Below are 10,060 nucleotides of genomic sequence, written 5' to 3'. Positions count from 1 at the left end.
ATCATCACGACTTGGTATCTGCGGGAAAGTCCAGGTCAGAGAGCAGTTCCCAGAGCCGGACCGGATTCTCGCCGCGCTCCCACTCGACCAGCACCTGCGTGCTGAGCGCCTTCCCCCGGATCCGCAGGGTGTCGTACCAGTCGTCGGTCTCGACCACGACGCCGGTGTCCTCGGAGCCTCGCCGGACCACCGCCGTGCCTGGGGCCGGACGGGTCTTCGGCGTCGGTGGCACGGCGGGCCTAGTTGGTTGAGACTCAGTCATGCGGTAAGAATAATCTTGATTGTCAACAGGATCCACACTCGCAGGGGGAACGAATGAGACTGCCTCGGAGTCAGCAGCACGGTGTCGTGGTCGGCCTGGCACTGATCATCCCCGACGGAGTCGATGTGACGGACGTGGCGACCGGGGAGCGGATCATCCGGCACCGGACGGAGCGGGAGCCGCTGCTGAAGCTGCGCCTGACCCAGCCGTCCCCGGTGCGCTGACCTGGGCCTGGACATGGGTCGGGCCCCCCTACAGACGCAGTTGGGGGGCCCGAGTCGCAACGCAGCGGCCGTCCGACGTGACTCAGTGTGCCACCTCGCCGAACGAGGCGCTTCCCTCGATCAGGTGGAGGGCTTGATCTCTCCGGTGAGCAGCTTGGACCGGCGGTCCAGGGCGTCGAAGGTGAAGTCCTCGACCCACTGCCGGGCAGCGCGGCCAGCGGCCACCTCGCCCTCCATGCTCTTGATCTCCCCCGCCGATGCCAGCCCGGTGAGGATGCCGCCGGAGTAGATGGCGGTGACGTTCTTCTTGGCGCAGCTGATGTACATCGTGTCGTCCTCCGAAGTCTTGATCTGGACCGGGGCCGGAGCCTGGCCCTTCATCACGATGAGCACCTTGGAGCGGAACTCGTTGATGTCGTAGGTCTTCCCCGAGGCGTAGCCCGGGTCCCATTTGCCGGTGACGGAAGTGCCCTGGTGGAACTTCACCCAGCGCGGGTCGTAGTCGTGGCCGAGCAGACGGCAGACACCGGCACCGAGGATCGTGGCGGTCCGGTACTGGGCGTCGTTCATGGGCTTCGTGCCCTCGTAGACCGTCTCGTGGCCCCACATGAGCTTGTTGAACAGCCCGGTCTTCGGCAGCGGCGCGGTGTCCCAGCCACCAGAGGCACCGGCGTGGTTGGCCGGGTTGACCGCCACGATGTGGAACCGGCCGTCCGAGGGGCCCGATGAGTTGCACAGCGGGGCGGAGAGGTCCGGCCGCCCGGCGGTGAGCACCCCGGGGGACTTCGTGGAGGACGCCGTCGCCGTGTGGTGGACCGAGACGCCCTGGTAGGCCGACACCTGGCCGTTGCCCCGCACTTCCGCGCCGGGCTCCCAGGTGACCTGGACGCCGTGCGCGGACATGAACTCCGCCAGGGCGCGGGCGAAGACCAGGCTCACTTCGAGGGCTCCTCGGGCTCGGCCGGGTCAGCGGCGTGCGGATCCCAGTCCGGCTGGTCCGCCGGGGTCCATGTCAACCAGTCGGGACGGGCCTCGGCGTCCGGGTCGTACCCGGGCTGGAGGTACGGGGCGTTCGGCTCGGCATCGAGGTAGCCGACGATGGTCAGCCCGCCGTCCTCCTCCCGCCGCCGCGTCAACCGCACGTCCTCGGCCTGGGTGCTCGGGTCGTCGTCGGCGTCGGCAATCGACGCCAGGTGCTCCCGGACGTGCGCCTCGGTCAGCTCCAGCTGCTCCTCGGTCCAGCCGGGAGCCAGCGTGCGCGAGTGCTCGATCACGAACGGCTCAGCTCACGCCGAAGTGCGTGAGGATCCCCTGGATGACCTCGGCGGACGCCCGGTTCCGGGCCAGCTCCTGGCGCAGCTCCTCCCCCACCGCAGCTCCTCGGCCAACCGGGATCGGCTGGATGCCAGCGACGTTGGGCAGGTGCGGCTGGAGCATGGTGACCTGGTCGTCCCGGAGCACCAGCACGACATCCCCGACCCCCGGGATGTCGTCCCGGGAGGCGAAGATCTGCTCGGCCTTGGCGTCGTTGATCGGCGACCGGCGGTCCCAGAGCTGCACCGTCCAATGAGCGTCCTCGGCCGCGATGATCGCCGCCGGATCCACCGCCTCGATCGCAGCGGTGATCTGGGCGTCGGTGATCTCACCGTCGGGACGCTGCTCGTCGGACAGGGAGTCCAGCGCGTTCCGCACGTCGGCCACGGTGGGCGCGGTGGGGTCGGTGGCAGTGGGCGTGGTCATAGCTGTCAGCCTCCGGCGTTGACGATGTTGAGCACGTCGATGTCGCGGTTCTGGATCCGCTCCCCGTAGGGCGTCATGGTCTGGTTGAGGATCCCGGCAACGATCGAGCCCTCGTAGAGGGTCTGGTTGTTCCGGAGCGTGATGTTGGGCTCCATGATGGCAAGAATCGACGGACCATCCAGGGTCCGGATCGGGTTCGCCTTCCAGCCGTACCACCGGTACCACCAGAAGGCGTTGCCAGGGGCGTTGCCGTCTCCACCGATGAACCAGAACCGCTGGCCGTAGACGGCCGCTCCGCCGTTCTGAACGTAGCGCTGCGTAGGACCACTGGTGGCGACCGAGAACAGATAGGAGGTGCTGACCAGCCATCCCAGGCTCTGCCAGATGTTCGTCACCGGGTTGTAGGTGCTGATGTAGTTCGGGTAATCAGGACCGCCGAACACATAGACCATCGGCGTGGTGATCGGTGCACCCGCAGGCGCTGTGTGCACCAGCAGGCTGTGCATGTACGTGCTCGGGCCTGCGGCCTTGCCCACCCAGATGTTGGTGGCCGGGTCGTACATCTCCAGCACACCAAGCGTGGACGATCCGTTGCTCAGCCCGCCGAACACATAGATCTTGCCGCCGTAGACGAAGGCGGCGCACCGACTCCGGAGGGTCGGCATCGTCGCCCTGGTCTCCCAGGTGTTGGTCACCGTGTCGTAGACCTGGACGAGGTTCGATGCACCGCTGTAGCTGGTGTTCGTGGAGCCACCGATGACGTAGATCTTGCCGTCGAGTTCTGCTACGGCGGGGTAGTTGACAGCGGTTGGTATCGACGCCTTGGCCAGCCAGGTGTTGGTGACCGGGTCGTACATATCGTTCCGGTTGGCCCCGTTGTAGCCAGCGATGGCGTAGAACTTCCCGCCACTCCACGCTCCGGCCATCCCGTAACGGACCGTCGGCATGGACTGCCGCATCGTCCAGGTGTTCGCCGCGAAGTCGTAGTACGCGCAGAGCCCGCCGGTCACGCCGCCACTGGTGTAGGTGTTCGAGCTGCCGAACACCCACATCTTGTTGTCGTAGACGCCCACAGAAGGGGCGACAGTGGAGAAGGGCGGAATCGCTGGCTGGACCCCGGTCGGTGGAGGGTTCGGCCCGGTGAACTGGTTGGCTCCAGCGTCGTAGGCGTAGGGGACGGTCAGGGTCTCCTGGACCGGCCTGCCCCCGCCCCCGCCAGCTCCGGCTCCGACGGCCTTCCAGTCGGTACCGGACCAGCTCCAGATCGACCCATCGTCAATCTGCTGGACCTGGTAGCCGCCGAAGATGACCGTCGGGTAGCTCGCCGAGATGACCAGGCGCGCGGCGCGGTCGGCTACCCGGGCCAGCGTGGCCTGGTGCCAGATCGGCGTCGTGACCGTCCCGACGGTGGTCGATCCGCCGTTCCAGAGGCGGCACTTCAGCCCGGTGTGCCAGAAGGTGTCCCCGACCCGGGCGTTCTCGGGCAGGACGTTGCCCGAGCCCCAGTCGTGGATCGGGTAGTGGTTGACACCGGTGACCGGGGTGCGGTTGAGCACGTAGCTCTCGACCTGACCGGCGAGATCCGAGAAGGCATCTGGCCCGTCTGCCGGATCGGTCATCTCGGGCCAGGTCAAGCCAAGGCCGGGAGTGGCACCCACTCGGTCCTCCAGATAACGCGGGGCAACGGGCTGATCACCCATAAGCTACCGGGTCGTGCTGGGCTTACCCCAGGTGCTCGCCGGGCGGCAGGTCATGGGGCAGGTGCTTGTCCTCCAGCGGGCTGACGCAGGCCACCGCCGCGTTCGCCCACATCAGGCACTCCTGGAGGGCGGTCAGCGCCAGGGACTTGTCCCGGCCGTCGGGCAGGGTCTCGTCCAGGTACAGCGCGAACTCGATGGCCTGGTGCCTGTTCTCCTCGAAGATCGGGATGGTGGTCACGGTCGCCGGGTGGAACCCCATGCGCCGGACGATCTCCTGGATGCCCAAGGCCATGCGGGCATCCTGGCAGACTGAGCGCGCCCCGGCCGGTCAAGTTCGGCTCCACGGCCGGGGCACGCAGCTCAGTCCTTCGGCCGCAGCTCGTCGGTCATCTGCTGGACCGTGTCCTGGCGGATCTGGAGGATCACCCGGGAGGTGGTCTCCGCCGCCTCCCGAGCGCCCTGCGTGTAGATCACCGACCACTCGGCCAGGTAGCTGAGCACGGTCGCCCGGACGAAGTCCTCGACCTCCTCCGGATCCTTCAGGTGCGCCTTCACCATCGCGCTGGTCTTGCGCATGGCGTCCTGGTGGGCCTTGCGCATGACCGTGGGACCGGCCGGGGGCTCCACGATCAGCCCCTCCAGGGGCTCAGGCGTCTGCGCCACGGAGCACCACCTCCGGCAGGCACTGGCGGCCCGGGTAGTGCCAGGTCGTGTCCTGCCAGGTCCCGTCGGCGGCGGGCAGCGCGTAGTGCAGGTTGTTCGCCCACCGGACCGAGCCCGGCAGCTTGCTGGCGTTGCTGAACCGGTCCTTGCGCGCACGATCGCGCGGTGCGAAGACGACGGCGTCCACCAGGAACTCCGGGGACATCGGGTCCTCGCTGATCACGTCCACGACGAAGGCGGCGTAGCACCGGCCGTGCGCCCGGAAGTGGATCGGCGAGACCTCGATGGGCCGGGGCACCATCTCCGCCATCGGCGGCTCGGCCAGGTGCGGCGGGATGTCGGCGGGGTCCTTGTCGGGATCGGGATCGGTCATGGCGCGAGTGTCGCAGATTCCGTGTCAACCAGTTGTTCACCCGGCCCGCCGGGCCCCCAGCTGGCGCACCAGGGCCTCACCGCGCTGGGCGGACAGCCGCACGCGGACGGCGTCCTCCAGCCAGGTCGGCAGCTTCCCGAACCCGGCGTACTCGGCAGCGGCCCGGATCCGCAGATCGACCGGGTGAGTTGCAGGGAGTCCAGCGGTCATCTCGTTGATGTAGGCGACCCAGCCCTTGGCCGCCCACTCGACGGCGATGGCTGCGTCTCCGTTCTTCATGCTCATGCCTTCCATGTTGACACACGGATGTATGTCTTGCGCAGCTCAACATTGTCAACTAGAGTGAGGGCATGACGCAGACCCGAACCACCGTGTTCCGTGTCCTGGGCAAGGACCGCCTGTCCGACCCGTGGACCACCTTCGAGACCCGCTTCCGCTGGCAGGCCGAGCAGTGGGCCGAGCAGCGCGCCTTCACCGCCCTGGACGAGGACGGCACGCCCCTGATCGTGGAGGCCGAGCCCGCTGGCCGCTCGTGCATCGAGTGGCGGACCGGCGGCCGGTGGGAGCAGTACACCGCCTGGGAGGGCCCCGAGGCCCGCTACAGCCAGATCAAGCGCGTCCGCACCGAGCAGGTCCAGTCCTTCCGGGTGGTCATCGAGGGCCAGCCCGGCGTGCTGGTGGGTGTCTGATGCCCACCGTTCTCCTGGCGATCTCCTTCCTGATCCTGATGGGCATCTTCGCCCGCCGTCCGCAGTCCTCCCATCAGGCGTTCTACCTCGGGCTCTGCACGGCCGGACTGATCTTCACCGTGGCAGCGGGCATCTCGTGACCGCGTCCGGGGTCTTCCGGGTCGGCACGCACCGGCCCGAGCACGTCTACGAGGGCGCGGGCACCGGCAACCCGCAGGACGACGAACCGGTGGCCAGCTTCCTGGGCGATCCGCGCCTGGCCGCCCGGAACGCGGCCGAGTTCGTGGTGGCCGCCAACACGATGCGGCTGCTGGACACCTCCAGCTTCGCGGCCGAGTACCGCGTGGAGTACCTGAACTCAGCCGGGGACTGGATCCCCGCCTACCGCTGGACCAGCGACCAGTTCGAGGCCAACCGGCACTGGAACCGGCTCCGCCCGCAGTACCCCGGCCGGGCGCTGCGGATGGCCAAGCGCTGGGTCACGGGCCCCGAGTACGTCGTGACCGACACGCCCTAGCTCTAGTTCGTTGACACTGTTGACACTAGAGTGCATACTTTCCCCATGACGCAGAACGGGATCTTCCAGACCGAGGCAACCGCCCCGCAGATGGGCCAGATCCGTACCGCGCTGCTGATGTGGCGGCTCCAGGCACGACGCCTGCGGGCCCTGAGCAACTAGGAGACCGAGATGGCCCGAGCACTGCTGATCGTGGACGTGCAGCGAGACTTCTGTGAGGGCGGCGCACTCGCCGTCGAGGGCGGCAACGCCGTCGCCGCTGGGATCGCCCAGCTGCTGGACACCCGCCCGGGGCTCTACCCGATGGTGTTCGCCAGCCGGGACGTGCACAACGCCCTGCCGGACACCAACGGCGGGCACTTCGCCCCCGAGGGTGAGGACCCCGACTACGTCCACACGTGGCCGGTGCACTGCGTGCGGAACACCGCCGGGGCGGACTACCACCCCGACCTGATCCCGACCCTGTCCGGCCGCCTGGGCCGGTGGGTCGAGATCGTCAAGGGCATGGGTCGGCCGGACTACTCGGCCTTCCAGGGTGAGGGCGCGCTGACCCGCCAGCCGATGAGCTGGAACCTGGGCCGCTACAACGTGACCAGCATGGACGTGGTCGGCCTGGCCACCGACTACTGCGTCTACCAGTCCACGCTGGACGCCCTCCAGCTGTCGGGCCTGGCCGAGGTCCGGGTGATCAAGAACCTGACCGCCGGGGTCGCGGAGGGCACCACGAAGGTGGCGCTGGACGACATGCAGCGGATGGGCGCTCGGATCATCACGACGGACTTCCTCTGATGGAGGAGTTCCAGGCGGTCATCGAGTGCACGGAGGACCCGTGCACGTACTGCCGTCAGCCTGCGCAGCGGCGGGTCGCAGCACACCCGAACGGCCCGTTCCCGACCGAGGACGCCGCCCGCACGCACGGCTGGGGGATCAACCACCGGGTCTACGGGTCCAGCGTCCACCGGGTGCTGGTCGAGAGCCGCACCGTCACGAACTGGGAGGAGACCCGCTGATGGACCACACCGTGGAGCTGGTGCTGACCAGCACCCGCGATGCCGTACACAAGCGCGAGCCGATCAAGCTGCCGCGCTACCAGGTCCGCCTGGACGGCGAGACGATCGGCACGGTGGAGCGGGCGCTGCTCACCCGCGAACGGCGCACGCCCGGCCGCCGGTACGTCAACTCCCGCTGGGAGTCCCCGGGCTGGCGCTACGCCCGGACCGGTAGCCGCTCCCTGGAGTGCACGTCCCGGCGGAGCGGTGTCGTGGAGGTGCTGCACGACTTCGGGCGCGGACTGCCCCTGACCGAGTCCGAGGAACTGGCCAAGGCCGCGAAGGTGGTGGAGAGCTGATGCGTGCTCCCGAGGTGCTGGACCACAAGGCCGACCTGATGGTCCGGCTGGAGAACCCGGTCATCCGCCGGGCCTGGCGGCACCAGGTCAGCCTGGACCTGAAGGCCCCGTTCAACCCGCTGAAGCAGGCCACCCCGAAGTCTCTGATCCAGTCCCAGTCGGCCGCCGTGGTCGAGGCCCTGCGGATCACGCTGCCGAAGGCCGAGGCCTACCACGTCAGCGCGGAGATGGGCACGGTCGTGCAGTACGCGGCCAGCCAGCTGGACGACCTGGACCGGATCGACCGGACGATCATGCCGACCCGATCGGGCATCGCCCGGTTCGAGGGCGGTCTGCCGTTCTACGACGTGCGCGGCCGGAAGATGCTGGTCAGCTGGGCGGTCTGGGTGCCGGTGCTGGCCAACTACGCCGAGCCCCGGCACGACAAGGGCGAGCCTTTCGAGGCCACGGTGATCTACCTGTTCAACGACCACCGCGAGGAGCCCGACGACATCTACCGGCTGCTGCCCACCTCGGTGGACAGCAGCGGCAACCCGCCGGGTCCCGGCGAGGTGGAGGCACTGGACCGGCTGCTGGGCCGCTGGGGCTTCATCGGGGCGGAGACCGCCTACGACCAGACCCGCCTGGGTCCGGCCGCCGTGGAACCGGACGAGGCCAAGCGGGCGGAGATCCTGGCCGAGGGGGACGTGCCGCACCAGTACACGAACCCGATGCGCCTGATGCACGCCTTCTGGCTGCTGCTGGGCCAGACCATCACCGACACCTCCGACGCCCCGGTTGACAGGTCCCGGCGCAAGCGGGCTGGGCGGGCCGGGATCCCGGACCGGGTCACGGTCATCCAGCTGCGCAACCGCGAGAGCAAGAAGTCCGAGGGCGAGTCCCTGGTGGAGTGGTCGCACCGCTGGGTGGTCCGTGGCTTCTGGCGCTGGCAGGCCTGCGGGCCCAACCACCCGCTGGCGCAGGAGATGGGTCCCGGTGTCTACCGGGCCCGGATCTGGATCGCGCCGTTCGTGAAGGGCCCGAAGGACAAGCCGCTGGTCGTGACCGACAAGGTGTACGCACTCCACCGTTGAGCAGTTGACACGCCGAGGACCCGCACCCGAAGGATGGGTGCGGGTCTTCGCTGTGTTGAGAGACCGTGCCCCGACACTCCCTCCCACCCGTTCCCCCGCCCGCCGTCCGGCCAGCGCCCCAGGCGGCTCCCCGGACATCGCTCATCCCGGCCCAGACCCGCAAGCCCCCGGTCCCGCCGAGCAAGGCCGAGCAGGAGCTGGTCCGTCGCGGCTGGATCTTCCTGGCGGTCATCGCCGCCACCCTCGTGCTGGTCGGCCTGCTGTTCCTGGTGCTGCCGCCCGTCACCGGTTGACACAACACGCACGAAGGTTGTTGACACTGTTGACATCAGGGTGCATACTTCTCCCATGACGCAGACCAGCACCACTCCCACCATCGCCGCCGAGACGATCTTCGTCTCCACCGCCTACGCGGGCACCCCGGCCGAGACCTTCCAGCTGAAGCTGGAAGGCACGCTGGGCGATCCGGACATGACCGTCCTGACCCTGCGGGCCTCCGCCGAGCAGCTGCTGAAGGACCTGGCCGCTCAGCTGGGCTACACGGTCCTGAGCACCGGGCAGCGGCAGCAGCTGACCGAGGACATGGAGTTGACCGTGGAGCGGGCCCGGGAGCGGCAGAACAGCTACCTGAAGACCCTGGAGGACGGCTACCTGCTGGCCAACCACGCCAGCGACGATGTCCGCGACCTGCGCACCGAGCTGCGCGCGGCCGGGGTGATCAACTGATGCGCGAGACCGTCGAGCCCACTGTCAACCAGTACGGCGCGGAGGAGCACCCAGCCTTCGGGATGATCCGGGCTGCCCGGGTCACCAGCACCCCCGGCGTGGTGCTGTTCGACTCCGACATCAAGCACGGCACCACCATCCGGATCACGATCGAGGCAGCCACCCGCAAGCGGGAGAACAACCACGACTGGATCCACGGCGGCAGCAAGCAGCTGATCGAGGTCGAGCTGAGCGAGGCCCAGTGGGCCAGCTTCGTGTCCTCGATGAACACCTCCGGCGTCCCGGCCACGCTGCGCTGGGTGCGTGGCCAGGGTCAGCTCCCCGAGCTGCCCTTCGCACCCCGGCTGGCCAAGTCGATGGACGCGGTCAAGGGCGCGGCCGAGCGGATGTTCGGCCGGGCCAAGAAGGCGATGGCCACCTACGAGCAGGCGCTGAAGGACAAGGCCCCGGCCAAGGTGCGCAACGACGCGCTGCGCGACCTGCACTTCGCGCTGGAGAACGCCGAGGCCAACGTCGGCTACGCCTCCAAGGTGCTGCGCGAGGACACCGAGAACGTCGTGCAGAAGGCCCGCGCCGACATCGAGGCGATGGTCTCCCAGCACGCCGCGCACCTGGGCCTGGAGGCCGGTCAGGCCAGCGGCCTGCTGGAGCTGCCGGTCCTGGAGGGCGAGACCGTCGAGGCCATCGAGGGCTGACACGCCACGCCGAAGCACCCCGTGTTGACACTGTTGACACGGGGTGCTTT

21 protein-coding genes are annotated in these 10,060 nt (G+C 68.7%); 12 read left to right on the top strand and 9 right to left on the bottom strand.

Annotated elements, in window-relative coordinates; genetic code table 11:
* Positions 1-4: 4 nt before the first annotated feature.
* Positions 5-157, bottom strand: a complete 153-nt coding sequence (locus tag VF632_RS24750; protein WP_331025623.1) for a hypothetical protein — start codon at positions 155-157, stop codon at positions 5-7.
* A 158-nt stretch (positions 158-315) separates the two neighbouring features.
* Between VF632_RS24750 and VF632_RS24745 the strand changes: the two genes are divergently transcribed.
* A complete protein-coding gene (locus VF632_RS24745; protein WP_331025622.1) occupies positions 316-486 on the top strand; it encodes a hypothetical protein in 171 nt (56 codons plus the stop codon).
* A 120-nt stretch (positions 487-606) separates the two neighbouring features.
* Here VF632_RS24745 and VF632_RS24740 read toward each other — a convergent pair whose 3' ends face one another.
* The 8 genes from VF632_RS24740 to VF632_RS24705 all read right to left on the bottom strand — a co-directional run bounded on the left by VF632_RS24740 (position 607) and on the right by VF632_RS24705 (position 5,241).
* A complete protein-coding gene (locus VF632_RS24740) occupies positions 607-1,425 on the bottom strand; it encodes an N-acetylmuramoyl-L-alanine amidase (protein WP_331025621.1) in 819 nt (272 codons plus the stop codon).
* Complete coding sequence (locus VF632_RS24735) at positions 1,422-1,760, bottom strand: hypothetical protein (RefSeq protein ID WP_331025620.1); 339 nt, start codon at positions 1,758-1,760, stop codon at positions 1,422-1,424. The genes VF632_RS24740 and VF632_RS24735 overlap by 4 nt, the downstream gene beginning before the upstream one ends.
* A 7-nt stretch (positions 1,761-1,767) precedes the next feature.
* The gene (locus VF632_RS24730; RefSeq protein ID WP_331025619.1) at positions 1,768-2,226 is read right to left on the bottom strand and encodes a hypothetical protein; all 459 of its coding nucleotides are present in this window, start codon (positions 2,224-2,226) and stop codon (positions 1,768-1,770) included.
* 5 nt (positions 2,227-2,231) lie between these two features.
* On the bottom strand, positions 2,232-3,884 hold the full coding sequence (locus VF632_RS24725; protein ID WP_331025618.1) for a Kelch repeat-containing protein: 1,653 nt from the start codon (positions 3,882-3,884) through the stop codon (positions 2,232-2,234).
* A gap of 64 nt (positions 3,885-3,948) precedes the next feature.
* Entirely contained in the window at positions 3,949-4,218 is a 270-nt protein-coding gene (locus VF632_RS24720; protein ID WP_331025617.1) for a DUF7681 family protein, read from the bottom strand.
* Between the two features lie 68 nt (positions 4,219-4,286).
* Positions 4,287-4,589: a hypothetical protein gene (locus VF632_RS24715; RefSeq protein ID WP_331025616.1), complete on the bottom strand. Its 303-nt coding sequence runs from the start codon at positions 4,587-4,589 to the stop codon at positions 4,287-4,289.
* Entirely contained in the window at positions 4,573-4,962 is a 390-nt protein-coding gene (locus VF632_RS24710; RefSeq protein WP_331025615.1) for a hypothetical protein, read from the bottom strand. Before VF632_RS24710 ends, VF632_RS24715 begins: the two co-directional genes overlap by 17 nt.
* A 36-nt stretch (positions 4,963-4,998) precedes the next feature.
* Positions 4,999-5,241: a hypothetical protein gene (locus tag VF632_RS24705; protein WP_331025614.1), complete on the bottom strand. Its 243-nt coding sequence runs from the start codon at positions 5,239-5,241 to the stop codon at positions 4,999-5,001.
* 71 nt (positions 5,242-5,312) lie between these two features.
* On the opposite strand from VF632_RS24705, the gene VF632_RS24700 reads away from it, so the two are divergent.
* The 11 genes from VF632_RS24700 (at position 5,313) to VF632_RS24650 (ending at position 10,010) form a co-directional block, all read left to right on the top strand.
* The gene (locus VF632_RS24700; RefSeq protein ID WP_331025613.1) at positions 5,313-5,651 is read left to right on the top strand and encodes a hypothetical protein; all 339 of its coding nucleotides are present in this window, start codon (positions 5,313-5,315) and stop codon (positions 5,649-5,651) included.
* Entirely contained in the window at positions 5,651-5,791 is a 141-nt protein-coding gene (locus VF632_RS24695) for a hypothetical protein (RefSeq protein WP_331025612.1), read from the top strand. Before VF632_RS24700 ends, VF632_RS24695 begins: the two co-directional genes overlap by 1 nt.
* A complete protein-coding gene (locus VF632_RS24690) occupies positions 5,788-6,168 on the top strand; it encodes a hypothetical protein (RefSeq protein WP_331025611.1) in 381 nt (126 codons plus the stop codon). Before VF632_RS24695 ends, VF632_RS24690 begins: the two co-directional genes overlap by 4 nt.
* Positions 6,169-6,198: 30 nt before the next feature.
* Entirely contained in the window at positions 6,199-6,330 is a 132-nt protein-coding gene (locus VF632_RS24685; protein ID WP_331025610.1) for a hypothetical protein, read from the top strand.
* 9 nt (positions 6,331-6,339) lie between these two features.
* Positions 6,340-6,957 carry an isochorismatase family protein gene (locus VF632_RS24680; RefSeq protein ID WP_331025609.1) on the top strand — a complete coding sequence of 206 codons (618 nt, stop codon included), beginning with the start codon at positions 6,340-6,342 and terminating at the stop codon, positions 6,955-6,957.
* Positions 6,957-7,178, top strand: coding sequence for a hypothetical protein (locus VF632_RS24675; RefSeq protein WP_331025608.1), 222 nt, complete (start codon positions 6,957-6,959; stop codon positions 7,176-7,178). Before VF632_RS24680 ends, VF632_RS24675 begins: the two co-directional genes overlap by 1 nt.
* Positions 7,178-7,516, top strand: coding sequence for a hypothetical protein (locus VF632_RS24670; protein ID WP_331025607.1), 339 nt, complete (start codon positions 7,178-7,180; stop codon positions 7,514-7,516). The genes VF632_RS24675 and VF632_RS24670 overlap by 1 nt, the downstream gene beginning before the upstream one ends.
* Positions 7,516-8,589, top strand: a complete 1,074-nt coding sequence (locus VF632_RS24665; protein ID WP_331025606.1) for a hypothetical protein — start codon at positions 7,516-7,518, stop codon at positions 8,587-8,589. The genes VF632_RS24670 and VF632_RS24665 overlap by 1 nt, the downstream gene beginning before the upstream one ends.
* A 65-nt stretch (positions 8,590-8,654) precedes the next feature.
* The gene (locus tag VF632_RS24660) at positions 8,655-8,882 is read left to right on the top strand and encodes a hypothetical protein (protein ID WP_331025605.1); all 228 of its coding nucleotides are present in this window, start codon (positions 8,655-8,657) and stop codon (positions 8,880-8,882) included.
* Positions 8,883-8,937: 55 nt separating this feature from the next.
* Positions 8,938-9,315, top strand: coding sequence for a hypothetical protein (locus VF632_RS24655; RefSeq protein ID WP_331025604.1), 378 nt, complete (start codon positions 8,938-8,940; stop codon positions 9,313-9,315).
* Entirely contained in the window at positions 9,315-10,010 is a 696-nt protein-coding gene (locus tag VF632_RS24650; RefSeq protein ID WP_331025603.1) for a hypothetical protein, read from the top strand. Before VF632_RS24655 ends, VF632_RS24650 begins: the two co-directional genes overlap by 1 nt.
* The last annotated feature ends 50 nt before the right edge of the window (positions 10,011-10,060 follow it).

This window comes from Longimicrobium sp., assembly GCF_036388275.1.
GTDB lineage: Bacteria > Gemmatimonadota > Gemmatimonadetes > Longimicrobiales > Longimicrobiaceae > Longimicrobium.
Note: the sequence above shows the minus strand (reverse complement) of the source record. Positions and strands in the feature narration are given on the sequence as shown.

What these genes read in the sequence shown, in the direction of transcription:
- VF632_RS24710 (WP_331025615.1), bottom strand. Translation starts at nt 4,962, where the DNA reads ATGACCGATCCCGATCCCGACAAGGACCCCGCCGACATCCCGCCGCAC.
- VF632_RS24670 (WP_331025607.1), top strand. Translation starts at nt 7,178, where the DNA reads ATGGACCACACCGTGGAGCTGGTGCTGACCAGCACCCGCGATGCCGTA.
- VF632_RS24655 (WP_331025604.1), top strand. Translation starts at nt 8,938, where the DNA reads ATGACGCAGACCAGCACCACTCCCACCATCGCCGCCGAGACGATCTTC.
- VF632_RS24665 (WP_331025606.1), top strand. Translation starts at nt 7,516, where the DNA reads ATGCGTGCTCCCGAGGTGCTGGACCACAAGGCCGACCTGATGGTCCGG.
- VF632_RS24695 (WP_331025612.1), top strand. Translation starts at nt 5,651, where the DNA reads ATGCCCACCGTTCTCCTGGCGATCTCCTTCCTGATCCTGATGGGCATC.
- VF632_RS24650 (WP_331025603.1), top strand. Translation starts at nt 9,315, where the DNA reads ATGCGCGAGACCGTCGAGCCCACTGTCAACCAGTACGGCGCGGAGGAG.
- VF632_RS24705 (WP_331025614.1), bottom strand. Translation starts at nt 5,241, where the DNA reads ATGAAGAACGGAGACGCAGCCATCGCCGTCGAGTGGGCGGCCAAGGGC.
- VF632_RS24720 (WP_331025617.1), bottom strand. Translation starts at nt 4,218, where the DNA reads ATGGCCTTGGGCATCCAGGAGATCGTCCGGCGCATGGGGTTCCACCCG.
- VF632_RS24730 (WP_331025619.1), bottom strand. Translation starts at nt 2,226, where the DNA reads ATGACCACGCCCACTGCCACCGACCCCACCGCGCCCACCGTGGCCGAC.
- VF632_RS24745 (WP_331025622.1), top strand. Translation starts at nt 316, where the DNA reads ATGAGACTGCCTCGGAGTCAGCAGCACGGTGTCGTGGTCGGCCTGGCA.
- VF632_RS24675 (WP_331025608.1), top strand. Translation starts at nt 6,957, where the DNA reads ATGGAGGAGTTCCAGGCGGTCATCGAGTGCACGGAGGACCCGTGCACG.
- VF632_RS24700 (WP_331025613.1), top strand. Translation starts at nt 5,313, where the DNA reads ATGACGCAGACCCGAACCACCGTGTTCCGTGTCCTGGGCAAGGACCGC.
- VF632_RS24680 (WP_331025609.1), top strand. Translation starts at nt 6,340, where the DNA reads ATGGCCCGAGCACTGCTGATCGTGGACGTGCAGCGAGACTTCTGTGAG.